Genomic DNA, 25,349 nt, shown 5'->3' on the forward strand with positions numbered 1-25,349 from the left:
AACTCCTGAAGCGGTGTGTCTGTCGATGGTGCGACTATGGGGCAGCGTTGCGTCAAAATCGGACGTATGCTCTTCTGGCGGTATGAGACACGACAAGGCGGCCATGGTTATCGACCTGGCGCGGCGGATGGCCGCCAGCGCTGAGGGGCTGACGCTGGACGACATCTCGCGCGAGCAGGAAGTCGGCCGCCGGACCGCGGAACGCCTGCGGGACGCCGTGATCATGCTGTTCCCGCAGACCGAGGAAGTGTCGGACCCGCCGAACAAGCGGTGGCGTATCCGTGGCGGGCTCTCGGCTTTCGAACAGGCGCCGACGACGGAGGAACTGGTCGAACTGACCAAGGCCGCGCAGGGACTGCGCGCCACCGGCGAACCCGGGCGGGCGTCAGCACTGGAGGGGCTGGAGCGCAAGCTGAAGTCCGCCATGCGGTCGACGACGCTGAACCGGCTGGCGCCCGATCTGGAAGCGCTGGTGCGGGCCGAGACCATCGCCGTGCAGGCGGGGCCGCGGCCCTCGGCGGACGAGGCGGTGCTGACGGAGATCCGTCAGGCGATCCTGGCGGGGCGGCCGCTGGGCTTCATCTACAGCCGGCCCGGCGCGGAGGCCCGGCGGCGCAGCGTGGCGCCGTGCGGGGTCATGTTCGGACGCGCCAACTATCTGGTCGCCGCCGACCGCGAGAGCGGCCGCATCCAGACCTTCCGCCTCGATCGCATGAGCGGCGTCCGGGGCGAGGACGGGATGGCGTCACCGCCCGCCGACTTCGACCTGCAGGCCTTCGCCAGCCAGTCCTTCGGCATCTATCAAGACGAGATCGAGGACGTGGTGCTGGAGGTCTCGCCGGACGGCGCGGCCGAGGCCCGGGCGTGGCGCTGGCACCCCACCCAGACTGTCGAGGACCGGCCGGACGGCGGCGTCGTAGTCCGGTTCCGCGCCTCCGGCATGCGGGAGCTGGCCTGGCACCTGTTCACCTGGGGCGAGCAGGTGACGATCGTTCACCCCGCGCGATTGAGGGCGGTCATGGCCGGCGAGCTGGAGGCGGCCCGGCGGGCGCTCGAACGAACTTCCGTCCAGAAAAAGCAGTGAAACTTCCTCAGGATCGCCGGAACTGCGACTTCGCCGCAGCGTTAGGTCGAATTCCGCAGGAACCGTGGCCGGGGGGCGACGCATGAGATCTGGAGAGGCCTTGGGCGCGCCACCTGTTGTCGAAGACCGGTATCGACTGCTGGTCGACGCCATCACAGACTACGCCATCTACATGCTCGACACAGACGGACGCGTCACCAGCTGGAACGCCGGGGCGCAGCGGTTCAAGGGCTACGAGCCCTCGGAGATCCTCGGCGAGCATTTCTCCCGCTTCTACACCGACCGCGACCGCGAAGTCGGAACGCCGGCGCGCGCGTTGCGGGTCGCCGCCGAGGAGGGCCGCTTCGAGCAGGAGGGCTGGCGCGTCCGCAAGGACGGCACGGAGTTCTGGGCCCATGTCATCATCGATCCTGTGCGGTCGCCGACGGGCGAACTGGTCGGCTACGCCAAGATCACGCGCGACCTGACCGAGCGGAAGCTGGCCGAGGAGAGCCTGCGCCGCAGTCAGGAGCAGTTCCGCCTGCTGGTCGAGGGCGTCACCGACTATGCGATCTACATGCTCGACCCGTCGGGCAAGGTGAGCAGCTGGAACCCCGGCGCCGCCCGGATCAAGGGCTATATGCCGGACGAGATCGTCGGCGAGCATTTCTCGCGGTTCTACACGGACGAGGACCGGGCGACGGGGGAGCCGGCGAAGGCGCTGGAGACTGCCGCGCGGGTGGGCCGGTTCGAAAAGGAAGCCTGGCGGGTGCGCAAGGACGGCAGCCGCTTCATGGCCCATGTCGTCATCGACGCCATCCGGGACAGCGACGGCGAGGTTATCGGCTTCGCGAAAGTGACGCGCGACGTCACCGAGCGGATGGAGTCACAGCGCGCGCTGGAGGAAGCCCGCGAGGCCCTGTTCCAGTCGCAGAAGATGGAGGCGGTCGGCCAACTGACCGGCGGCATCGCCCACGATTTCAACAATCTGCTGATGGCGGTGCTGGGCAGTCTGGAACTGGTCAGGAAGCGGGTGCCTTACGATCCGCGCATCACGCCGCTGATCGACAACGCCATGCAGGGAGCGCAGCGCGGCGCCGTGCTGACCCAGCGGATGCTGGCCTTCGCGCGCAAGCAGGAACTGAAGATGGAGGTGGTCGATGTGCCGTCTCTGGTCCGAGGCCTGATGAATTTCCTCGACCGGACCATTGGCCCCAGCATCGAGGTCAATATGCGCTTCCCCGGCAATCTGCTCCGGGCGCACACTGACCCCTACCAACTCGAGGCGGCGCTGATGAACCTGGCCGTCAACGCGCGCGACGCCATGCCCCGCGGCGGCTCGATCACGATCAGCGCCAGGCCGGAACGCGTCAAGACACACCCGACGCTCGCGCCCGGTGACTATATCCAGCTGGTCGTCGCCGACACGGGGGACGGGATGGACGAAGCCACCCTCGCTCGCGCCACCGAGCCGTTCTTCACCACCAAGGGCGTCGGCAAGGGGACGGGACTGGGCCTGTCCATGGTGCATGGCCTGGCCGCGCAGTCGGGCGGCTGGCTAACCATGAAGAGCCGGCCGGGCGTCGGGACCCAGGTCGAACTGTGGCTGCCGGTCATCGCCGGTGCTGCGTCCCACGTCCCGACGGGCGAGTGCGACCGGCCCGCCGAAACCGGTCGCCGCCTGCGGATCCTCGCCGTCGACGACGACAGCCTTGTCCTCACCAATACAGCCGCCATGCTGGACGATCTTGGCCACGAGGTGATCGTCGCCTCGTCCGGCAAGGAGGGTCTGGAAGCGCTGCGCAGCCGGCCGGACATCGATCTGGTCATCAGCGACGAGGTCATGCCGAACATGACCGGGTCGCAGTTCGCCCAAGCCATCCGCCGCGACCATCCGGAGCTGCCGGTGATCATCACCTCCGGCTATGCGGACGTCGCGCCCGAGGAGACAAACCCCGACATACCCCGGCTGGCCAAGCCGTTCGGACAGGGCGATCTGGCCGAGTACGTCCGGGACGCCACGGAACCGACCGTCCCCGCCTGACGGGTCTACGGGCGGGCGGCGTCGTCGAACGGATAGGGGCTGATCGACTTGGCCCAATCATCCACCTTGAGCGGGCGATCGACCGGCGGTGCAGCGCGCTCGGCGCAGGGGTGACGATGGCACAGGCGGCAGGCGGGCCCGATGGGCGTAACCTCGGGCGCTGACAGATCGAGGCCGCGCGCGTGGATCAGACGGTGGGCGTGCTTGAGTTCGCAGCCGAGGCCGATGGCGAGATCATGCCCTTCGGTGAAGGCGTCGTGCCCCTGACGGTCGACGGTGCGGGCGAGGGTGAACCACCGCTGGCCGTCGGGCGTCTCGATGATCTGGGTGACGATGCGACCGGGCGTGCGAAAGGCGCTGTGCAGCCGCCAGCGCGGGCAGGCCCCGCCGAAACGCGAGAACGGGAAGGCGCCCGAGGCGAACCGCTTGGAGATGTTGCCGGCCTGATCGACCCGCATCAGGAAGAAGGGCACGCCGCGGGCCGTGGGCCGCGACAGCGTGGTGAGCCGGTGCGACGCCTGCTCGAACGAGACGCCGAACCGGGCCTGCAGCCGGGCGAGGTCGTAGCCGCCGGCCTCCGCCGTCTGGTGGAAGGCGGCGTAGGGCATCAGGACGGCGGCCGCGAGCGTGTTGGTCAGGGACACCTTCAGCAGGCGGCGGGTCGGCTCGTCGGGCGGTGAGGCGGCCTCGGTCAGGGCGGTCAGCTCGGCGTCGTGCTCGGCCAGGGCCAGCTGGAAGGCGACGGCGAAGGCGCGGGACGAGGGGCCCAGCGTCTCGGACAGCAGCAGCCGGCGGCGGTGGGGATCGTAGCGGCGCGTCCACTCGACCATCACGTCGGCGGGCAGGGTGCGGACGGCGAGGCTGTGCCGGGACTGCAGCCATCTCCGGGATCGCGTCTCGAACGATTCGCCCGGCGTCTCGTCATCCAGCGCGGCGGCGAGGGTTTCGCCCAGCGCGTCGAGCTCGGGGAAGTGGTTGCGGCGGGACTGAACGTATTCGCGGACCCAGTCGGCGGGCGTCTCGTCGCCCGCCCCGCCAGTGACATCGGCCTCGGCGCGGTCACGGGCGCGGCGGTCGGAGAAGGCGCGATAGAGGCGCAGCAGGGCGTCGGCGGCGGCGGGCTGGTCCTCGGCCATCTGCACGATCTCGTGCCGCGGCACGGCCAGACCCTGGAACAGCGGGTCGGAGAAGGCCTCCGCCAGCTGGGACTCGGTCGCGGGGCCGCCGGACTGGCCCAGCGTGCGAAGATCGACGTCGTAGGTCTCGGCCAGCCGGAGCAGGAGCTGGGCCGAAACCGGCCGCTGGTTTCGCTCTATGTGGTTGAGATAGCTGGGCGAAACGCCGAGATCGGCGGCCATCGCCGTCTGCGTCAGGGCGAGGTCGCGCCGAAGCCGTTTGAGGCGGCCGCCTAGGAACAGCTTCCGGTCAGCGTTCGTGTCCATGACTGGATGATGTCACAGAATGACTTAACAGCAAGTGTCATAGTGTGACCAAACGACCGAAATCACGCGGGTATAGGTGTGTTGTTCGTGACCGTCGCGTGTTGTCCTCTGCGAGCCCCGGACCCAGTCCTGAACCCGCAGAGACCGCCATGACGACCTTCGCAGACCTCGTTCCTTCGCCTTTGGGCCGTTTCGACGGCCTCGAGCGCCCGTATTCGCCCGAGGATGTGCTGCGCCTTCGCGGATCCCTGCCGATCACCCACACAGTGGCCGAGCGGGGCGCCAACCGGCTGTGGCAACTGCTGCACGACGAGCCGTTCGTGAATGCGCTGGGGGCGGTCACCGGCAATCAGGCGATGCAGATGGTCCGGGCCGGGCTGAAGGCCATCTATCTGTCGGGCTGGCAGGTGGCGGCCGACGCCAACACAGCGGGGGCCATGTATCCGGACCAGTCGCTGTATCCGGCCAATGCCGCGCCCGAACTGTGCCGCCGCATCAACCGGACGCTGCAGCGCGCCGACCAGATCGAGCATGCCGAGGGCGGGGCGAAGCGGGACTGGTTCGCGCCGATCGTCGCCGATGCCGAGGCCGGTTTCGGCGGCCCGCTGAACAGCTTCGAGATCATGAAGGCCTTCATCGAGGCCGGGGCCGCCGGGGTGCATTTCGAGGACCAGCTGGCGTCCGAGAAGAAGTGCGGCCATCTCGGCGGCAAGGTGCTGATCCCGACGCAGGCGCACGAGCGCAATCTGATCGCAGCCCGGCTGGCGGCCGATGTCATGGGCGTCTCGACCCTGACGGTGGCGCGCACCGATGCAGAGAGCGCCCAGCTGATCACCTCCGACGTCGACAAGCGCGATCACCCCTTCATCGACCGGGACCAGCGTACGCCGGAGGGCTTCTTCCGCCTCAAGGCCGGCACGGGTCTGGACCACTGCATCGCCCGCGGACTGGCCTATGCGAAATACGCCGACGTCCTGTGGTGGGAGACCTCGCACCCCGATCTGAACGACGCCCGCCGCTTCGCCGAGGCAATCCAGCGCGAGCACCCCGGCAAGCTGATGGCCTACAACTGTTCGCCCTCGTTCAACTGGAAATCGAAGCTGGATGACGAGACGATCGCGAAGTTCCAGCGCGAACTCGGGGCCATGGGCTACAAATTCCAGTTCGTGACCCTGGCCGGCTTCCACAGCCTGAACAACGCCATGTTCGAGCTCGCGGACGGCTACCGCGACCGCGGCATGGCGGCTTACTCCGAGCTGCAGCAGCGCGAGTTCGCCAACGAGGCCGCCGGCTATACGGCGACCCGCCACCAGCGCGAGGTCGGCACCGGCTATTTCGATCAGGTCGCCACGGTCATTTCGAGCGGGCGCTCGTCGACCACGGCGATGAAGGAATCCACCGAGGCCGCGCAGTTCGTCGCGGCGGAATGAGAAGGAGAGACCCCATGGAACCCATGTCCCGACCGCAGGCGATCATCGACTTCTGCCTGGAGCCGCTGAACCTCGACACTCAGACCGAGGCGGAGCGCGAGGTGCGCCGCCGGCTGGAGCACGTCATCAAGACGTTCCAGCTGAAGGCCGCACGGCCGGTCGCCGTCGATTTCTCGTCCATGCCCTCGCAGGTCATTAACGAAGCCGCTCACGGCTACGAATAGGCGGCTCGGATCAGGCGGCGATCGACTTGGCCATCGCCTTCGGCAAGGCCACGACGAGGTTCAGCAGTTCAGCCGCGTCGAACGGCTTGGCCAGATGCAGGTCGGCGCCCGCCGCTTCCGCGGCCGCAACGTGCTCGGGCAGGGCGTTGGCGGTCAGCATGACCACCGGCGTCCGCTCCAGCCCCATTGCGGCCTCGTGCAGGCGGATTTCCCGGGTCGCCGTCAGCCCGTCCATAACCGGCATCTGCATGTCCATCAGGACGAGGTCGTAGTCCGCGTCGCGCATGGCCTGCAGGGCCTGGGCGCCGTCCTCGACCGAGGTCAGGGCCACATCGGCCTGGGCCAGGATCATCTCGACCACGCGGCGGTTCACCGGGTGGTCGTCGGCCAGAAGGACGCGGACGGTGGCGCCGTCGCCCGCCGTCTGCTCGGCCACGCCCGCCGCAACGGCTGAGGGCGCCTCCAGCGCCTTGAACGGCACAGTCAGAATGAAGGCCGAGCCGCCGCCCGGCTCGCTTTCGCAATCCAGTTCCCCGCCCATCATCTCTGCCAGCTGGCGCGAGATGGCGAGGCCGAGGCCGGAGCCGCCGAATTTGCGGGTGATGGCGCCGTCCGCCTGTTCGAAGCGGCTGAACAGCCGCTCGCGGGTCTGGCAGTCGAAGCCGATGCCGGTGTCCTCGACCGAGAAGCGCAGCGTCGGCTTTCCGTTCTGGTCCGGCCCCGGAGCCGCGGTCAGAGACACGAAGCCCTCGGTGGTGAACTTCACCGCGTTGGAGACGAGGTTGGTCAGGATCTGCTTGAGGCGCACCACGTCGCCGGCGATCCAGCAATCGGCCTCAGGCGCGATCTCGACGAAGAACTGGAGGCCCTTCTCCCTGGCCGAAGCCTCGTAGAGCTGGGCGGCATCGCGGACAGCGCGGCCAAGGTCATACGCCTCCTCCGACAGCTCCAGCCGTCCGGACTCGACGCGCGCCAGATCGAGGATGTCGCTGAGCAGGACCTGCAGCGTGCGCCCGGAGGACTGGATCAGTTCCAGCATCTCGGTCTGCGTCGGGGACAGGCCGGTGTTGGCGAGCGCTTGGGCCACGCCGATCACGCCGTTCAGCGGCGTGCGGATCTCATGGCTCATATTGGCGAGGAACTGGCTCTTGGCGGCGTTGGCGGCCTGGGCTGCGTCGCGGGCCTCTGCGAGAGCGCGGGCGTCGTTCTTCAGGTCGGTGATGTCGGTGCAGACCGTGACGATGCCGCCCGCGGCCGTGCGGCGGTCAGCCACCCGCAGCCAGCGGTCCCCGGCGATCCGCTGCTCCATCATGGTGGACAGGGCGCGGCGGGACGCCATCCGCTCCTTGATCCATTCCTTCTCCCGGCCCTTGGCCTCGGCGTAGAGGCCCTCGTCCAGACCGATCTGGATGATCTCGCGGAAGGTCATGCCAGCCTGCAGGTTGGACGACAGCTCCGGGTTCACCTCGTCGTAGCGGTTGTTCCAGAGCACCAGGCGGTCGTCGGCGTCGTAGAAGGCCATGCCGTCAGGCATGGCGTCGATGGCCTCGCGGATCTGCTTCAGGGCGCTGGAGCGCGAGAAATAGCCCATCCAGGCCACGGCTCCGGCGACGGCGACGATGCCCATGACCATAAGGGCGAGCACCGCCAGCATGGTCGAGGCGGACAGGGTAGGCCCGGACACGCCCGCCGCGACGATCTCCGGCGAAACCGACATGGCGCTCATGGCGGTGAAATGCAGGATGATGATCGAGAGGGCGGCGCACAGGCAGGTCGCCGCAAAACGGGCTCCGCTCTTTCCGTAGACCACCGCGCCCGTGAGCAGGGCCATGGCAAGCCCGCCCGCGACGGCCGCTCCGGCGAGGACCGGATCCCAGCCAATCACACGGCCGGGCAGCTGAAGCGCGGCGATGCCGACGAAATGCATGGCGGCCACGCCCGACAGGCCCACGAGTCCCCCGAGGCCGCGATAGAGGCGTCCCTCCTTCACCATGACCAGCATGGAGCCCAGCGCCACGCCGGTCACGCCGAGGGCGAGCGACACCAGCGTCAGGACCACGCCGTAGCGGACCTCGCCGCCAGCGTCGTAACCCTGCATCGCCACGAAATGGGTGGAGAAGGCCGCCACGCCGCCGACCATCGCGCCCAGAAGCGCGACTTCACGCCGGCGGGCGCGCTGTAGCGAGCGGGCCTCGACCAGCAGCCGGAAGGCTGTGCCGAGTCCGAAAATGCACAGGATCGCGGCCGCCAGCGTCCAGCGCAGGTCGTGCTCGATCGTCAGGCAATAGAGGATTCGGTCCAAGTCGCCCCCTTCTCAGGGGCGCGTTATCGGACAAAGGGATGAAGAAACCGTGGGTCCGGGAGCCGACTTAGGCCGAGGCCTGGGTCATCTGAACCGCGAACTCTTGGCCAAGGACAGAGGTGGGATTGACCTGGGCCTGATCGCGGCGGACCTCGAAATGCAGGTGCGGGCCGGTCGAATGTCCTGTCGTTCCGACCAGACCGATCCGCTCCTCGGCGGCCACACGATCGCCCTTGGCGACGTCGACGCGGCTGAGGTGGGCGTAGAGGGTGCTCATGCCGTTCGGGTGACGCACTTCGATGAAGCGTCCGTAGCCGGCGGCGTCATAGCCCGTGCGCAGAACCTCGCCCTCGCAGGCCGCGAAGACGGCGGTGCCGGTCGGGGCCGCCATGTCGACGCCCTTGTGTTGGCGCGCACGGGCTTCGCTGGCGAGCCGGCGCAGTCCGAAGGCCGAGTTGATGGCGTAGCCGCGCAGGGGGGCGACGAAGGCGATCAGCCGCGTGATGGGGCCGACGGACTGGGCCACGGCAGTCACCGGCGGGGCTTCCGGAACCTCGAGTTCGGCGGCGACCGGCGTGTTGTAGTAGGGCTCCGGCAGGGGCGAAGCGGCCATGGCGAGCACGGCGACCGCGGCGAGCGCGGCGGCCTGGCCGGAGTGAAGAAGAAACGACCGGGCGGTCGGCAACAGGCGTCGCATGGGCGGCGTCAGCTCCGTCTTTTCGGCTCTTTTGAGCGATGGAGGCGCCGGCGGGCCGCGAGATGGCGACACTCTCGGCCGGCGACCGGGAGAGCTGTCTTTCTACGGGCCGCGGCGGGCGACTTTGGGGCCGAAAAGGTTCCACCGGGGTGACAGGTGGTCGCAGCGGAGCCGTAAACTCCTGAACGATTTCAACGAATGTGCTCCCCACGAAAAAGGCGCGCCGCCCGAAGACGACGCGCCTGATCCGTTAAATGCGGTCGGGCTACTGCAGCGGAATGCTGAAGCTGATCGCGCCGACGTGGCTGTTGGCGGCGTCGCCGAAGCGGCCGCGATAACCGAACGACAGGGTGCCGGGGCCGACATCGGCCTCGACGCCAGCAGAAGCGATCATCGAGCCGCCGAACGGATCCTCGATGTCGCGCTCAAGGATCTGCGCCGGGTTGCCGGCGATGCCGACCCGGACCGCGTCGCTGCTATCGGCGAAGGTGTCGCGATAGCCGCCCTCGACCCAGAAGCTCATGCCCTCGCCGCCGCCTTCGGCCCGCAGCGAGATTTCGCCGCTGGCCGACTGCACGGTCCGGTCCTCGTACTGGTACTGGGCGGCGATGCCCTGTTCGAAATAGCCGTTCACATCGGTCGAGACGAAGCTGACCGCGGCCCGCGGCGACAGGGCGATGCCGCCCATGTCGAACCAGGTACCGGCCTGCAGGCGCGCGCCGACGCTGCCGCCGTCGGTGTCGCCGCTATGGACGATCGGAGCCAGCGAGGTGCGACGCTTGATGTCGTCGTACTGGTCAATCGAGCCGCCCGCCGTGGCGTTGACGAAGACGCCGCCCGAACGCCAGCCGGCGTAGATGTCGAAGGCATAGGTCTCGACGTCGAAGTCCATCGCCCCGGCCTCGACCTCGGCGGTGCGGAAGGTGCCGGCCATGCCGAAGCGCATGCTGTCGGACATGACGTGCTCGAGGCCGACACGTCCACCCCAGCCCGTCGCATCGGCCGCGGCCACGACGCCGCGCGCATCGGTTTCGACGCTGTCATAGAGGGCGCCGAAGGTCAGGTGGGTGCCGGGCTCCCACGCAGCGCGCGAGGACAGCCCTTCGCTGGCGATGTCGAGGAGGTCTTCGCGCTGACGGAAGCCGGTCTCGGCCTGAACCGTCGATTGGGCGCCAAGGTCGCCGTAGTAGAGGTAGTCGTCGGCCAGCGCCGCGATCAGCCGGTGACCGGCCGCCGTCGGGTGGACGCCGTCCCAGTACAGATAGCTGTCCGGGTTGGCGCAGACCGTCATGGCGACCTGGTTGAAGCAGGAGTCATGGGCGTTGGTCAGGCCGAAGATGCCCGGGTTGCCCGCCAGGGTGTCGCTGATCTTGTACAGGTCCATCAGGATGATGTTGCTGTTGGGATTGGCGGCGGCGACGGTGAACAGACCAGCCGACAGGGCCGAGTTGAAGGTCGTGCCGGCGAAGTCGGCGAGGGGGCCGAGCGCGGCGCCCGCCCCTTGGTTGAACTGGGGCGTGATGCCGAGACGGGGCAGGTTGGTGACCAGGACGGTGCCGGCGCCGGCGCCGGCCACCGAATTGACGATGAAGTTGATGTCGGCGGCCGCGGCCAGCGCAGTCGGCTGGACGAAGGCCTGCGGATTGGTCACGGCCTGCTGGGCCGGCGGCAGGACCGCGAAGGCCGTGAGGCGCTGGAACAGGTTGTTGGCGCCGCCGAGGACGCTGACCAGGTCATTGGCGCCGAAGGTGCCGCCCGCGCCCGTATAGGCCAGCAGCTGGTTGCGCATGCCCGGAGGGTTGGCGGCGTTGTCCGTGCGGGCGCCGCCGAAGGCGTAGTTGACGCTGCCCGTCACCGGCGCGCCGGCGGTGAAGCGGCCTGCGTTGAAGCCCAGCAGTTCGGTGAACACCGGGCCGTTTGAGAATCGACCCTGGTAGTAGGGCGGGGAGGCAGGCTGGGTGTTGCCCGTGACGGCATACAGGTTGCCGTTGTCGCTCAGGCTGTCGCCGAAGACGACGAGGCGGGTGTAGGTTTGCGCGCTGGCGGCCGAGGCGAAAGCGCCCACGGCGGCGACGGCGAGCGCGGCGGCGGCCGCGTTGCGCAGGAAACGAGACATCGAAAAATCCTCCCTCGGCCGTCACTTGCGACCGTTGCGGGCACTCTGCGCCCGATTCCGCGCCGCGCAAGATGCCGCCGGGGAAGCTTTCACTGCAGCATGCGGAAACGCAGCGTTCCGGCAACACTCTTCAGGGCCTTGAGCGCGGCTGGATCGTAGTCGCGGTCGACGTCGGTGATGACATAGCCGGTGCGTTCGTCGGTCTTCAGGTGCTGGCCCAGGATGTTCAGCCCGGCCGCCGCCAAGGCGCGGTTCAGCTCGGCCAGAACGCCGGGCTGGTTGCGGTGGATGTGCAGGATGCGGTGGGCTCCGGAAACCTCGGCCAGTTGCACGTTCGGCAGGTTGACGCAGAAGGTGGTGTCGCCCCGGTTCAGATAGGCGAGCAGCCGCTCGGCGGCGAACTCGGCAATGGCCTCCTGCGCCTCTTCGGTGGAGCCCCCGATGTGCGGGGTCAGGATGACGTTCTTCAGGCCGCGCAGGGGGCTGTCGAACGGGTCCGCGTTGGTCGCGGGCTCGTCGGGGAAGACGTCGATGGCCGCGCCGCCGATCCGGCCCGAGCCGAGCGCCTGCGCCAGCGCCCCGACATCGACCACATGGCCACGCGACAGGTTCAGCAGGAGAGCGCCCGGCTTCATCCGCGACAGCTCGGCGGCGCCGATCAGGGCGGTGTTCTCGGTGCGACCGTCGACGTGCAGGCTGACCGCGTCGCTCTCTGCGAGAAGGGCCTCAAGCGAGTGCATCCGCTTGGCATTGCCGAGCGCCAGCCGCTCCGTCAGGTCGTGGAAGATGACCCGCATGCCCAGCGCCTCGGCCAGAACCGACAGCTGGGAGCCGATGGCTCCGTAGCCGACGATGCCCAGCGTCTTGCCACGCAACTCGCGCGACCCGGTGGCGGACTTGTTCCACTCGCCGCGGTGCATGGCGGTGGACTTGTCGGCGACGTCGCGGAGCAGGGCGATGGTCAGGCCCACGGCGAGCTCCACCACGGAGCGGGTGTTGGAATAGGGGGCGTTGAAGACGGCCACGCCGCGCCCGGCGGCTGCGTCGAGGTCGATCTGGTTGGTGCCGATGCAGAAGGCGGCGACGGCCATCAGCTTGTCGGCGGCGTCGAGGACGCGGGCGCTGACCTGCGTCTTGGAGCGGACGCCGAGGACGTGGACGCCCCGGATGCGGTCGATCAGGGCGTCCTCGCCCAGGGCGCCCTTCACCGTCTCGACCTGATAGCCGGCGGCTTCGAGGCGTTCGACGGCGGCGGGGTGGACGGCCTCCAGCAGCAGCATCCGCATCCGGCTGCGCGGATAGGACCAGCGGCCTGACAGGCCTTCGAGGTGCAGCAGTTCATCGATGGAGCGGACCTCGGCGTCGGCGGCGGCGACGGCGCGCTCGCGGCGGACGATCTCGGTGAAGGCGTAGAAGCGGTCGGCGGCGCCGGCCTGCTTCACCTCCGCGTCGGTCCAGCCGTCACCGATCATGACCACGGGGCCGGGGAGGGCGAGGGCCTTCAGCGCCTCGGCCTTGCCGAAGGGGGCCAGCAGGGGGCTGTCGGCGACGCCGGTGACCCGGCCCCCGGCGTCGTAGATCAGGTCGTTGGCGATGACGCGGTCGGGGGGCACGCCGAGGTTCTCGGCGACGCCGGCGATGACCTCGCGAAAGCCGCCGGAGACGATGACGATCTGGCCGCCTCGCTCGTGGAAGAAGCCCATGTTGCGGATTACGGATTCTGTGACCCTCAGAACGGCCTCCGCGGCCAGCGCCTGAATGTGGGACCGGGTCAGGGGCAGGAGGGCGAGGCGGCGCTTCAGGGCCTCGGCGAAGGGAAATTCGCCGGACATGGCGAGGTCGGTCAGCCGCTCGATTTCCACGCGGGTGGAGGGGGCGTCGGGGCTTTCCTCGAGAGCCAGTTCGGCCAGCAACTCGAGGGTTTCGAAGTCGACGAGGGTCGAGTCGAAGTCGAAGACATAGGTCGCGTCAGCCATGGCGCGACCTTGGCTCACCCTCGCAGGTGCAGCAACGTCGGACCGACTGTTCGCAAGAAAACAGGGTCCAAAGAGTCCGAAGAGTCGGTTTTGCTCCCCGGCGGCCTCGTCACACGAAACCGCGAGACACAGGCTAGCAGACGGCTACGTCAATATCGGTCGCAGGTCAGAACCGGCCGAGGCTGCGCAGCTTGCTGTCAGGCCGACGGGCGTCGAGGGCGGCGGCGCCCACCGCGGCCGCGATGGTGGCAAGGGCGAGGATGGCGCCGCCTTCCTTTGCGTGCTCGCGGGCATAGGAGCCGGCCTCGGTGGCGTAATGGCGGGCCCGCTTCCCGTGCTTCTTCAACGCCTTGCGCGACGAGTGTCGGGTGTCGTGGAGGAAGCGACGCGAGCGATGGCCGGCCTCGTCGCCGAACTCGGCGGCGCGTTCGCCGGCCTCCGTCAGGCCGTGACGGACCGTCTCGCTGAGGTCCTCGAACCGGCTGCGGAGGCCGTCGGTGTCGATCCAGCCGCGCGGATTGAAGCGGCCGCGCAGGTTGTCGAGCCGGGTCGGGCCGGTGCGCTGGTTCAGCAGCAGGGTGGCGAGGCCGACACCCGCGAGGATGGCGACGACGCCGGCGGCGATGCCGGGGTGTTTGCGGACTTCGGCGAGGGCGGAGAACTGTCGAACCATGGGGTAGTGGACCTCTTCGTCGAGACCGTCCTCGGTCGGGTCGTAGAGCCCGTCCTCGTCCGGCAGCCAGGCGGAACGCCTGTCCCGCATGAGGCTAGGAGCGAACCGCGCGAAAAGAGGTTCCGCCAGTCCCGGCAGGGCCGAGTAGAAGCTGGCGATCAGCCGTCCGCCGCCGCCCACGGTGATTTCCCGGATCGGATGCTCGGCGCAGTACAGGATGGTGTCCGCCACCACATGGGTCGCATAGACCGGTTGCGGATTGTGCATGGCCTGACCCGTCAGATTGCGGGCATGCCGGTTGTAGGGCGTGTCGATGGCGCTGGGCTTGACCAGGCTGACGGTGATCGGCGCGCCGTCGCGCATCAGCTCCATGCGGAAGGCATTGGTGAAGCCCTTCACCGCATGTTTGGACGCCGAATAGACGCCCTGTACCGGGATCGGCGCGTCGGACAAGATCGAGCCGACGTTGATGATCGCTCCGCCGCCCGGCCGCTCGCGCAGGTGTTCGGATGCGACGATGGAGCCGTTCACCACGCCCCAGTAGTTGGTCTCGAACAGCCGCCGCTGGTCCTCCAGTGTGGTCTCGCGGATCTCGCCGAAGATCGAGATGCCGGCGTTGTTCACCCAGGTGTCGAAGCCGCCAAACAGCCGCACGCATTTCTGCGCCGCCTCGGTCAGGGCGTCGTGGTCCGCCACGTCGGCGACGGCCCAGGCCGCCCGCGCGCCGGTGGCCTGAAGCTCTTCGGTCAGGGCCTTCAGATCGTTCTCGCCGCGCGCGATCAGGAAGACGCAGGCCCCGGCCCGGGCGGCGCGCCGCGCCACCGCCAGGCCGATGCCCGAGGTCGCGCCGGTGACCACGATGGCCTGCTGCTTCAGGGGCTTGAGCGTCGCTTTGGTCATGAAACCGCCGGCTGGATGGGGTCTGGAAGAGTCATCAGGAACGGGGGCCTGACCCCGCCGGTTCCTGCTGTAGCACGCTGCCCTTACCATCTGCGATACGGGCGCCTATCTTGCGGCGCTTCCGCACAATCACCTTTCGAGGACCGCCGTGACCGATCACGCGCCCGCCGCTCCCCACGCGCCTCTGGCCGACAATCTGGCCGCCGCCTTCCAGATCGAGGGCTGGCCGGTGCGCGGCCGTCTGGTCCGGCTGGGCGACGCCATCGACTCCATCCTGTCGGCCCATGCCTACCCGGAGCCGGTCGCCGCCCTGCTGGGCGAGGCCTGCGCCCTGGCGGCGCTGATCGGCTCCAGCCTCAAGTTCGAGGGCCGGCTGATCGTGCAGGCGCAGGGCGACGGGCCTGTCCGCTACGTCGTCGCCGACTACGACACCCAGGGTCATATGCGCGGCTACTGCCGGTTCGACGAAGCCGAGGTGGCCGAGGCCTCTCAAGGCTTCGCGCGTCCCGGCGCGAAGACCCTGCTGGGCGACGGCGTGTTCGTCATGACGCTGGACCGCGGGCCGGACTTCGAGCGCACCCAGGGCATCACGCCGATCGAGGGCGAGAGCCTGTCGCTGGCCGCCGAACACTATTTCCAGCAGTCGGAGCAGATCCCGACCAAGGTGCGTCTGGCCGTCGGCGCCGTCACGACCGACGCCGGCACGGTGTGGCGCGCGGGCGGGGCGCTGATCCAGCTGATCGCCGGCGACGAGGCGCGCGGCGAGACGACGGAGACCTGGGACCGCTCGCGGGCTCTGTTCCAGACGCTGGGCGACGATGAACTGGTCGACCCCACCATCTCGCCCGAAACCCTGCTGTTCCGCCTGTTCCACGAGGACGGCGTTCGGCTGGAGGATGCGCGGGCGTTGCAGGCGGTGTGCCGCTGTTCGAAGGACCGCATCGGCGCGGTGCTCGCCTCGTTCAGCGCGGAAGAGCGCTCGGAGATGGTCGAGGACGACGGAAAGATCCGGGTGACGTGCGAATACTGCGCCAGCGTCTATGAGCTGGAGCCGGAAGAGATCGTGGCCGGCTGACGTCGGTAGCGAAGGGCCGCAGTTTGAGGATGCGGCGTCGTGGTGGTGAAAGCACGCCGAGCGCTGACGGCAATAGACTTCGCTCGCAAATCCGTGTTCGGAGCGCCGTTGCCGGGTCGGATTCTACTGGATTAAGGTTCTCCATCTGAGGTGGAGTGACCCATGCCGACCTATACCGGAACGAACGCAGCCGAGACGCTGACCGGCTCCAGCGGCGACGATTTCATCGATGGCCGGGGCGGCGCCGACACTCTGTTCGGCCTCGAGGGCGCGGACAATTTCTTCTACCGCACCGGGCGGGGCTTCATATCCAGCGGGGACGGCGACGGCGCTGACGTAATCGACGGCGGCGCCGATATCGACCGGTTCGAGGTCCAGGGCGACGAGCTCGAGGAGCGCTGGGGCAGCAACAGCTACACCAACGTTGCGTTCTATGGTCTGACGGCCGGGGCGGGCGGCGACGTCTCGTTCACTACCACTCAGGTGTCCGGCTTCTATGGCGAGCCCGGCGGCTCGACCGACACGCGGGTGGTGACCCTGCGAAACGTGGAGACGATCACCTTCAACTTCACCCACAACCCGCCTTCGCCGCCGTTCAGCCCGACCGGCAGCTTCGGCTGGAGCTATTCGACAAACGACGTGCTGACGATCGGCGACCTGACCGGGACCGGAATGACGGGCCGGATCGACTTCGACGGTGGGCATGGCGACGACCAGCTGATGGCGGGCGCGGCGACGAACCAGATACTGGCGCGCGGCGGCGTCGGCGCCGACCGGCTGACCACGGGCTCCGGGAACGATCTGATCTACGGCGAGGACGGCAACGACATCATTATCGGCGGCGCGGGCGCGAACGCGATTTCGGGCGGCGCCGGGCAGGATACGGTGGACTATTCCGGCGTCGGCCAGGGCGTCACCGTCAACCTGAACTCCGGTGTGGCCAGCAGCAACGGCTATGGGGCGCAGGACACGCTGACGGAGGTCGAGAACCTGATCGGCTCATCTCTCAACGATGTGCTGATCGGCAACGCATCTGCAAACCGACTGACCGGCGGGGCCGGCAGCGACTATCTGATCGGACTGGGCGGCGACGACATTCTGGACGGCGGCGCCGGGGCCCTCAACTCCCTTCAGGGCGGACTGGGCGACGACAGCTATACCGTGTGGAATACCGGGGACACGCTGACAGAGTTCGCGGGCGAGGGAACGGACGAGGTCCGCACGAACCTCATCGCCTATACGCTGAGGGATAATTTCGAGAACCTGATCTTCAACGGCGCGGGCGCCTTCACCGGGCGCGGCAACGCGTCGGCGAACCGTATCTATGGCGGCGCGCTGGTCGACAGCCTCTACGGCGAAGCCGGCGACGACGTTCTGACGGGCTACGGCGGCTCCGACATCCTGTATGGCGGCGCCGGTAACGACATTCTGGACGGCGGCGCGTTCAGTGGCGACACGGCCAGCTATCAGTTCGCGGCGTCCGGTGTCTTCGTCACGCTCGATCAGGCGACGCCCCAGGCCACGAACGACGGCGACGGCGGGGTGGACACCCTGATCGACATCGAGAACCTGACCGGCTCGAACTTCAACGACGTGCTGATCGGCAACGGTCTGGCGAATGTGCTTGTCGGCGGCACGGGCAGCGACACCCTGATCGGTCTGGCGGGCAATGACGTCATGTCGGGCGGCGTCGGGGCGGCGAACGAGTTGCAGGGCGGATTTGGGGACGACCGTTATCTGGTCTCGGCGGTCGGCGACACCCTGATCGAGTTCGCGGGCCAGGGCGCCGACACCGTCGAGGTGACGCTGCAGTCCTACACGCTCAAGGACCATTTCGAGGGCCTGAAGTTCATCGGAGTCGGAGCGTTCACCGGCTTCGGCAACAGCGGCGACAACGGCGTGATCGGCGGGGCGGGCGGCGACACTCTCTCGGGCCTCGATGGCAATGACGTCCTCGGGGGCGAAGGTGGCGACGACACCCTGTGGGGCGGCGCCGGAATGGACCGCCTGATCGGAGGATCCGGCGCGGACACCCTGAACGGCGGCGACGGCAACGATACGCTGGAAGGCGAGGGCGACTCGGATCTGATGCGGGGCGGCCTCGGCAACGACATCCTTGACGGGGGCGGCGGCGAAGGGATCGACATCGCCGACTTCAGCGACGGAACGACCGGCCTGACCCTGCGGGTGACCGGGGCCAACAACGACGGTCGGGGTGGCACTGACACCCTGTCGAACATGGAAGGGCTGATCGGCACAGCCTTCAACGACACGCTGATCGGAGGCGGAGAAAATAGCGTCCTGTCCGGCGGACTGGGGTCTGACCTGCTGCTCGGCTTCGGCGGCGCCGACGTCCTCGACGGAGGGACGGGGCTCGCCAACCAGATGCAGGGAGGAACAGGCAACGACCGCTACATTGTCCGGGTCGCGGGCGACACCTTGATCGAGGCCGCGGGCGAGGGGGAGGACACCGTCGAGACCACGCTGACGACCTATACGCTGCGGGCTAATTTCGAGCGGCTGAGCTTCATCGGTGCGGGCGCGTTCACCGGGACCGGCAACGCCCTGGACAATGTCATGATCGGCGGCTCGGGCGCGGATGTCCTGACCGGTCTCGGCGGCAACGACAACCTCAGCGGCGGCCAGGGTTCGGACGTCGCGGTCGTGTCGGGCGTGGCGGCGGACTATTCCGTGGTCTTCTCGGGCGGAGGCTTCATCGTCACCGACAGCGTCGCCGGGCGCGACGGCGTCGACATCCTGTTCGACATCGAGCGCATCCGGTTCAGCGACGGGACCTATATGGACCTGACGCCGCCCGCGCCGTCGCCCGCCGCCGCCCTGCTGGAGCAGACGCTCGCCGTGCTGGACGCGCCCGCGGGTCTGGCGACGCGCACGGACGATATCGCCCTGACGCTGCCGCACGCCTCGAGCGACTGGGACGCCTGGTAGGGTTCAGCCGCCGAGATCGAGGGAATAGCCGGCCGAGCGCACCGTACGGATCGGGTTGACCGTGTTCTCGAGGTTTAGCGCCTTGCGCAGGCGGCCGACGTGGACGTCCACGGTGCGGGCCTCGACATAGACGTCGGAGCCCCAGACGGCGTCGAGTAGCTGTTCGCGGCTGAAGACCCGGCCGGGGTGCTGCATCAGGTGATCGAGCAGGCGGAATTCGGTGGGGCCGAGGTGGATTTCCTGCCCGGCGCGACGAACGCGGTGGGCGACGCGGTCGATGACGATGTCGCCGTGGTTCAGGCGGTCGTCGGCCAGCCCCGGACGGATGCGGCGCAGCACGGCGCGGATGCGGGCGTTCAGCTCGACCATCGAGAACGGCTTGGTCATGTAGTCGTCGGCGCCGGTGTCGAGGCCGCGCACGCGGTCGGTCTCCTCGGCGCGGGCGGTCAGCATGATGACCGGCAGGTTGCGCGTTTCGGCCTTGCCACGGATGCGCCGGCAGACCTCGATGCCCGACAGCTTGGGCAGCATCCAGTCGAGCAGGACCAGATCGGGCATCCGCTCCTCGATCTGCAGCATGCCTTCCTCGCCGTCGGAGGCGACGACGACGCGGTAGCCTTCCTTTTCGAGGTTGTACTGGACGAGGGTCGCCAGGGCGTCCTCGTCTTCCATCACCAGAACATAGGGTTGCACGGCGTCTCTCCGGAGATCAGGCGGTCGTCGGCGGTTCGGGGGTGGTCTCGGCGACGTCGGGGTTCCAGCGCGGGCGTTCGCCGATGAACTCCTGGCCGGTGACCTCGTAATAGATGGTCTCGGCGATGTTGGTGGCGTGGTCGCCGATGCGCTCGAGGTTCTTGGCCATGAACAGCAGGTGGGTGCAGGCGCTGATCGTGCGCGGATCGCCCATCATGTAGGTCAGCAGTTCGCGGAACAGGCTGTTGTAGTGCTCGTCGACCTCGTCGTCGGTGTTCCAGACGGCGATAGCGCGGTCGACCTCGCTGGCGGCGTAGGCATCGAGCACGTCGCGCAAACGCATCGACACCAGCTTGCCCATCCGTTCGATCGAGCGGGTCAGGGGCTGCATCGGCTCGCCCTCCGCGAGCACCAGACCGCGCTTGGCGATGTTCTTGCCGAGGTCGCCGGTGCGTTCCAGATCGGTGGCCAGCTTCATCGCCGACAGGGTGCGGCGCAGGTCGGTGGCGACGGGCTGGCGCAGGGCGATCAGGCGGATGGCCTTCTTCTCGATCTCGCGGTGCAGGGCGTCCAGCTTGTGGTCGCGCTCGATGACGGCGCGGCCCAGCGCCACATCGCGGCGGGCGACGGATTCGATCGCGTCGGCGACCTGGGCCTCGGCCAGACCACCCATGCGGGCGACCTCGGCGGTCAGCTGGTCCAGTTCGTCGCCATAGGCTTTGACGATGTGCTCGGTCATGGGCGGGTCCTAGCCGAAGCGGCCGGTGATGTAGTCGAGCGTGCGCCGCTCGCGGGGATTGGTGAAGATGTCCTCGGTGTCGCCCATCTCGATCAGCCGGCCGAGGTGGAAGAAGGCCGTGCGCTGGCTGACCCGCGCCGCCTGGGCCATGGAGTGGGTGACGATGACGATGCAGTAGCGCTCGCGCAGCTCGTCGATCAGCTCCTCGATCTTGGCCGTGGCGATGGGATCCAGGGCGGAGCAGGGCTCGTCCATCAGGATGACTTCGGGCTCGACGGCGATGGCGCGGGCGATGACCAGCCGCTGCTGCTGGCCGCCGGACAGGCCGGTGCCGGCCGAGTGCAGGCGGTCGGCGACCTCGTCCCACAGGCCGGCGCGCTTCAGCGAAGCCTCGACGATGCCGTCCAGCTCGGCCTTGCCGTCGGCGAGGCCGTGGATGCGGGGGCCGTAGGCGACGTTCTCGTAGATGGTCTTGGGGAAGGGATTGGGCTTCTGGAACACCATGCCGACGCGGGCGCGCAGCAGGACCGGGTCGACGGAGCGGGCGTTGACGTCCTGGCCGTCGATCTCGATCCGGCCGGCGACGCGAGCGCCGGCGATGGTGTCGTTCATGCGGTTCATGGTCCGCAGGAAGGTCGACTTGCCGCAGCCCGACGGACCGATAAGGGCCGTGACGGTCTTGTCGGCGATGTCCATCGAGACGTCGAACAGCGCCTGTTTGGCGCCATAGAAGACGGACACGTCGCGGGCCGCGATCTTGATGGGCGCGTTCGGGTCGGCGCTGTGCAGCACCGGCGGGGGCGCGATCACCGGCGTTTCCGGGGGCGTTCCCCCATGTGTGCCGTCGGGTGCACGGAAGAGACTGAACTTCATTGACTTACCACCGGCGTTCGAAGCGGCGCCGCAGAAGGACGGCGGCGGCGTTCATGACGACCATGAAGGCGAGGAGGACGATGATCGCCGCGGCGGTGCGTTCGTGGAACGCGCGCTCCGAGGCGTTTTCCCAGATGTAGACCAGCGAGGGCAGGGCGCCGGTCGGTTCGGTGATGCCGTGCGGCACGCCCGGCACAAAGCTGACCATGCCGATCAGCAGCAGGGGCGCGGTCTCCCCCAGGGCGTGGGCCATGGAGATAATGGCGCCGGTCATGACGCCGGGCATGGCCAGCGGCAGGGTGTGCTGGAACACGGTCTGGGTCTTCGAGGCGCCCATGGCCAGGGCGGCCTCGCGGATCGACGGCGGCACGGCCTTGAGCGACGAGCGGGTGGCGATGATGATGGTCGGCAGGGCCATCAGGGCCAGCACCAGACCCCCGACCAGTGGACTGGCGCGTGGCAGGTGCATCCAGTTGATGAACAACGCCAGTCCCAGCAGGCCGTAGATGATCGACGGCACGGCGGCGAGGTTGTTGATGTTGACCTCGATCAGGTTGGTCAGCCGGCCGCGGGGCGCGAACTCTTCCAGATAGAGGGCCGCGCCGACGCCGAGCGGAATGGCGATGACGGCGGTCACCAGCAGCATCAGGGCCGAGCCGATCACCGCGCCCAGAACGCCGGCCAGTTCGGGCTCGGTCGAGTCGCCGCGCGTGAACAGGGCGGTGTTGAAGTGGCTTTTCACCCGGCCCTCGGCCTGCAGGCCTTCCAGCCAGGCGATCTGCTGGTCCGAGAGGCGGCGCTGTTCCGCAGGGGTGTCGAGCGAGATCTCGCCCTTGAAGTAGAGGTCGGCGTCGTCGGACAGGGGCGCGGAGATGGGCACGGTCCGGCCGATCAGGTCCGGCTGGGCCTTGACCTGGTCGGCGGCGATGAACTTCAGTTCGGATGAGAAGAGGCCGCGCATGGCGGTGGCCTTCGAGCCCGCTTCGTCATCGGCGATGCCCAGGCGCGCCAGCTGCTGCTCGGCCACCAGCAGCTCGAAATTGGTCCCCTGAGGATAGCTCCGGTCGATACGGGCCGGGTCCATGTAGACGGGGACGGTGACCGTATGGGCGTAGAAGGCGGTATGGCCCTGTTCAACGATGCGCCCGAGCAGCAGCAACAGGAAGGCCACCGCCACGCCGATGGCCAGCAGGCCATAGAGGCGGAAGCGCGTCTCGCGGGCGCGGCGGCGCTTAAGCCCAGCGCGCATGCGGTCGGCGCGCGTGGCGCCGTTCGCGGGCGAGGCGACGGTCGGGGACAGGGCCGCGTCAGTCATACTGCTGCCGGTAGGTGTGCACGATCCGCTGGGCGATGACGTTGAGCGCCAGGGTGATCAGGAACAGGGTCAGGCCAAGGGCGAAGGCGGCGAGGGTCTTGGGGCTGTCGAACTCCTGATCGCCGGTCAGCAGGGTGACGATTTGGACGGTCACCGTCGTGACGGTGTCGAGCGGATTGAAGGTCAGGCGCGCGGCGAGGCCGGCGGCCATGGTGACGATCATGGTCTCGCCGATGGCCCGCGACATGGCCAGCAGCATGGCGCCAGCCACGCCCGGCAGAGCCGCCGGCAGCAGCACGCGAGTGACGGTTTCGGACTTGGTCGCGCCCATGGCGTAGGAGCCGTCGCGCAGGCTCTGCGGCACGGCGTTGATGATGTCGTCGGACAGGGAGCTGACGAAGGGGATCAGCATGATCCCCATGACCCCGCCCGCGACCAGCGCCATCTGGTTCTGGACCAGCATCAGATACTGGCCGAGCCCGTCCAGCGGTCCACCGGCCAGCTGGGCGCCGATGCCGTTGAAGAACTCGCGGAAGGCCGGGCCCACCGTCAGGGCGGCGAAGAAGCCGTAGACGACCGTCGGCACCCCGGCGAGGATCTCCAGCACCGGCTTGACCGTCGCGCGGAAGATCGGCCCGGCGTACTCCGACAGATAGATGGCGGCGAAAAGGCCGACGGGCGCGGCGACGGCCATGGCGATGAGCATGATCAGGAAGGTGCCGGCGAACAGGGGCAGGGCCCCGAAGGCGCCGCTGGAGCCGACCTGGTCCGCGCGGATCGCGGTCTGCGGGCTCCACTGGGTCCCGAACAGGAACTCCGTGATCGGCACCGAGGCGAAGAAGCGCAGGGAGTCGAACACCAGTGAGGCGATGATGCCGATGGTCGTCAGAATGGCGATGGCCGAACAGACGAAGAGGGCGCCGACGATCCAGCCCTCCACGCGGTTGCGGGCCCGCAGATCGGGTCCGATGCGGCTGAAGGCGAACAGCGCGCCGGCCACCGCCGCGAGCGCGGCGCCCGCTCCGGTCGCCAGCGCGCCGAGCGAGGGAAGGAAGATCGCCGCCCCGACCAGCACCGCCAGCGCCGGAACAAGGCTCCAGATCAGGGCATAGGCCGCGTGCTGATTGGGCCGCGAGTGCGCCCTCTGGCCCTGCTGACGCCGACGCGCCAGCGCCCGGCCGCCCAGCCAGGAGGCGAGCGCCGCGACGATCAGGATCGGCAGGAAAAGCCAGGTCATGCGGGTCCGGAATCGGGAATCAGGACGCCCCGGTCCCCCGGTCGTCCGTGGCCGGAAACTGCCCGCGAATGGTCAGCGGATTAAGACGGCAGCGTGACAGTTCTGTTACGGCGTTCGGCCGCCGTGAATGCCTCTCAGGAGGCCTTCGGAGCCGCTACGGGGAAGTAGGCGGTGAACACGGAACCCTGTCCCGGCGCGCTTTCCACGGTCAGTCCGCCCCGGTGCCGGTTGACGATGTGCTTGACGATGGCGAGCCCCAGGCCGGTGCCCGCGCGCTCACCGCTCTTCTGCCCCTCGACCCGGTAGAAGCGCTCGGTCAGCCGGGGCAGGTGTTCGCGCGCCATGCCGGGGCCGTGGTCGCGCACCGTGACGGCGGCGTAGAGCATGCCGGTCTCGCGGTCCGGCGTCACCAGCGGCAGCCGTGTCGCGCCTTCGCCCCGGTTGCCGCCAGACCAGGGGGCCGAGGCCTGGTCCAGCGTCACCTCGGGCTGGATGACGACCTCGACCGCGTCGCCGGCGGCGGAATACTTGATGGCATTGTCGACGAGGTTCTGGACCACCTGGACGATCTCGTCGCGGTCCCCGTGCACCGGAGCGCTGGCGCCGCGATCCTGCAGCACGACCCGCACCTGCCGGTCGTCCGAGAGCACGCTGACGGCGTCGATCACGTCCGAGGCGGCCCGCGCGAGATCGACCCGGCCCGACGGTGGAATATGCTCGTTCAGCTCGATGCGGCTGAGGGACAGGAGATCGGCCACCAACCGCCCCATCCGGTCGGCCTGCGTCGCCATGATGTCGAGAAACTTGTCGCGCGCCTTGGGGTCATCGCGGGCGTGGCCCCGCAGCGTCTCGATGAAGCCCGAGAGCGAGGCCAGCGGCGTGCGCAGCTCGTGGCTGGCGTTGGCGAGGAAGTCGACGCGCATCAGCTCCATGCGGCGCACATCCGTTTCGTCGCGCAGCACCACCAGCGCCATCGCATGTCCGTCGTTCGGCGCGAGGGGCCGCGTCATGACCCGCCAGTGCCGTGTCTGGGCGCCGACTCCGGCATAGGCGGCCGTCCTCTCCACGCCGCCGAACAGCGCTTCGTCGACCGCCTCCAGCACCACCGGATCGCGCAGGGCCGAGACCAGAAGGGTGCCCTCACGCGGTATGCGAAGCAGGTCGCGGGCGGCGGCATTGGCCAGCACCACCCGCCGCGCCGCCAGATCGTCGGCCTCGCCGCCGGACACCACCATGACCGGATCGGCCAAGGTCTCGAACAGTTCGTCGAGCAAGGTCTGATCCGCCAAGAGAGGTGCGGCATCCGCGTCGCCGACCGTGGCCGCGGCGGTCGAGCCCGGCGCCGGGGCGCGTTGGGAGGGCCGGTTCAGCGCCCAGGCGGTCAGGGCCACTACCGCAGCTCCGGCCAGCAGCGGGCCGGCGATGTCGCGGTGCAGCGCCGCGAGGCCAAGCAGCACCACCACGGCCACGCCGGCCGTGGCCCCAGCCGTCCACAGGCGGGAGCCGGGGGGCGGCGCGACGGGCGAGGGCGTGATTTCGTATGGCATCCAGTCTTCCGGCCGGCTGCCCGACTCTGTCCACGGAACATGACACGGAATTCA

At 68.7% G+C, this 25,349-nt stretch carries 18 protein-coding genes; 6 read left to right on the top strand and 12 right to left on the bottom strand.

Going from position 1 to position 25,349, the window contains the following annotated elements; all coding sequences use genetic code 11:
• Nucleotides 1-82: 82 nt before the first annotated feature.
• Nucleotides 83-1,084, top strand: coding sequence for a helix-turn-helix transcriptional regulator (locus tag GGQ87_RS10435; RefSeq protein WP_168047552.1), 1,002 nt, complete (start codon nt 83-85; stop codon nt 1,082-1,084).
• Nucleotides 1,085-1,184: 100 nt separating this feature from the next.
• Nucleotides 1,185-3,107, top strand: coding sequence for a hybrid sensor histidine kinase/response regulator (locus GGQ87_RS10440; protein WP_245161571.1), 1,923 nt, complete (start codon nt 1,185-1,187; stop codon nt 3,105-3,107).
• Nucleotides 3,108-3,112: 5 nt separating this feature from the next.
• Here GGQ87_RS10440 and GGQ87_RS10445 read toward each other — a convergent pair whose 3' ends face one another.
• Nucleotides 3,113-4,549: a helix-turn-helix domain-containing protein gene (locus GGQ87_RS10445; RefSeq protein WP_168047556.1), complete on the bottom strand. Its 1,437-nt coding sequence runs from the start codon at nt 4,547-4,549 to the stop codon at nt 3,113-3,115.
• A gap of 149 nt (nt 4,550-4,698) precedes the next feature.
• On the opposite strand from GGQ87_RS10445, the gene aceA reads away from it, so the two are divergent.
• Nucleotides 4,699-5,979 carry an isocitrate lyase gene (gene aceA / locus GGQ87_RS10450; RefSeq protein WP_168047558.1) on the top strand — a complete coding sequence of 427 codons (1,281 nt, stop codon included), beginning with the start codon at nt 4,699-4,701 and terminating at the stop codon, nt 5,977-5,979.
• A gap of 14 nt (nt 5,980-5,993) precedes the next feature.
• Nucleotides 5,994-6,203 carry a hypothetical protein gene (locus GGQ87_RS10455; RefSeq protein ID WP_168047560.1) on the top strand — a complete coding sequence of 70 codons (210 nt, stop codon included), beginning with the start codon at nt 5,994-5,996 and terminating at the stop codon, nt 6,201-6,203.
• Nucleotides 6,204-6,213: 10 nt separating this feature from the next.
• Here GGQ87_RS10455 and GGQ87_RS10460 read toward each other — a convergent pair whose 3' ends face one another.
• From GGQ87_RS10460 to GGQ87_RS10480, 5 genes are all read right to left on the bottom strand, one after another.
• Complete coding sequence (locus GGQ87_RS10460; RefSeq protein ID WP_168047562.1) at nt 6,214-8,505, bottom strand: ATP-binding protein; 2,292 nt, start codon at nt 8,503-8,505, stop codon at nt 6,214-6,216.
• A gap of 67 nt (nt 8,506-8,572) precedes the next feature.
• Nucleotides 8,573-9,202, bottom strand: a complete 630-nt coding sequence (locus GGQ87_RS10465) for a M23 family metallopeptidase (RefSeq protein ID WP_168047564.1) — start codon at nt 9,200-9,202, stop codon at nt 8,573-8,575.
• A 265-nt stretch (nt 9,203-9,467) separates the two neighbouring features.
• Nucleotides 9,468-11,318 (bottom strand): autotransporter domain-containing protein, encoded by a 1,851-nt coding sequence (locus GGQ87_RS10470; RefSeq protein ID WP_168047566.1) that lies wholly within the window; start codon nt 11,316-11,318, stop codon nt 9,468-9,470.
• An 89-nt stretch (nt 11,319-11,407) separates the two neighbouring features.
• Nucleotides 11,408-13,294 (bottom strand): phosphoglycerate dehydrogenase, encoded by a 1,887-nt coding sequence (serA, locus tag GGQ87_RS10475; RefSeq protein WP_168047568.1) that lies wholly within the window; start codon nt 13,292-13,294, stop codon nt 11,408-11,410.
• Between the two features lie 166 nt (nt 13,295-13,460).
• Nucleotides 13,461-14,867, bottom strand: a complete 1,407-nt coding sequence (locus GGQ87_RS10480; protein WP_168047570.1) for an SDR family oxidoreductase — start codon at nt 14,865-14,867, stop codon at nt 13,461-13,463.
• A gap of 148 nt (nt 14,868-15,015) precedes the next feature.
• Here GGQ87_RS10480 and GGQ87_RS10485 point away from each other — a divergent pair, with 148 nt between their 5' ends.
• On the top strand, nt 15,016-15,942 hold the full coding sequence (locus GGQ87_RS10485) for an Hsp33 family molecular chaperone (protein WP_168047572.1): 927 nt from the start codon (nt 15,016-15,018) through the stop codon (nt 15,940-15,942).
• Between the two features lie 162 nt (nt 15,943-16,104).
• Nucleotides 16,105-18,891: a beta strand repeat-containing protein gene (locus tag GGQ87_RS10490; protein ID WP_168047574.1), complete on the top strand. Its 2,787-nt coding sequence runs from the start codon at nt 16,105-16,107 to the stop codon at nt 18,889-18,891.
• A gap of 3 nt (nt 18,892-18,894) precedes the next feature.
• Here the strand turns inward: GGQ87_RS10490 and phoB are convergent, their stop codons facing one another.
• From phoB to GGQ87_RS10520, 6 genes are all read right to left on the bottom strand, one after another.
• Nucleotides 18,895-19,584 carry a phosphate regulon transcriptional regulator PhoB gene (phoB, locus tag GGQ87_RS10495; RefSeq protein ID WP_168047576.1) on the bottom strand — a complete coding sequence of 230 codons (690 nt, stop codon included), beginning with the start codon at nt 19,582-19,584 and terminating at the stop codon, nt 18,895-18,897.
• Between the two features lie 16 nt (nt 19,585-19,600).
• A complete protein-coding gene (phoU, locus tag GGQ87_RS10500) occupies nt 19,601-20,323 on the bottom strand; it encodes a phosphate signaling complex protein PhoU (RefSeq protein WP_168047578.1) in 723 nt (240 codons plus the stop codon).
• A 9-nt stretch (nt 20,324-20,332) separates the two neighbouring features.
• Nucleotides 20,333-21,196, bottom strand: a complete 864-nt coding sequence (gene pstB / locus GGQ87_RS10505) for a phosphate ABC transporter ATP-binding protein PstB (protein ID WP_168047580.1) — start codon at nt 21,194-21,196, stop codon at nt 20,333-20,335.
• 4 nt (nt 21,197-21,200) lie between these two features.
• A complete protein-coding gene (gene pstA / locus GGQ87_RS10510; RefSeq protein ID WP_168047582.1) occupies nt 21,201-22,511 on the bottom strand; it encodes a phosphate ABC transporter permease PstA in 1,311 nt (436 codons plus the stop codon).
• Nucleotides 22,504-23,748 carry a phosphate ABC transporter permease subunit PstC gene (gene pstC, locus GGQ87_RS10515; RefSeq protein WP_168047584.1) on the bottom strand — a complete coding sequence of 415 codons (1,245 nt, stop codon included), beginning with the start codon at nt 23,746-23,748 and terminating at the stop codon, nt 22,504-22,506. Before pstC ends, pstA begins: the two co-directional genes overlap by 8 nt.
• A gap of 134 nt (nt 23,749-23,882) precedes the next feature.
• Nucleotides 23,883-25,295 (bottom strand): sensor histidine kinase, encoded by a 1,413-nt coding sequence (locus GGQ87_RS10520; protein ID WP_168047586.1) that lies wholly within the window; start codon nt 25,293-25,295, stop codon nt 23,883-23,885.
• Between the last annotated feature and the right edge of the window lie 54 nt (nt 25,296-25,349).

Origin of the sequence: Brevundimonas alba (genome assembly GCF_011927945.1) — a bacterium.
GTDB classification, from domain to species: domain Bacteria; phylum Pseudomonadota; class Alphaproteobacteria; order Caulobacterales; family Caulobacteraceae; genus Brevundimonas; species Brevundimonas alba.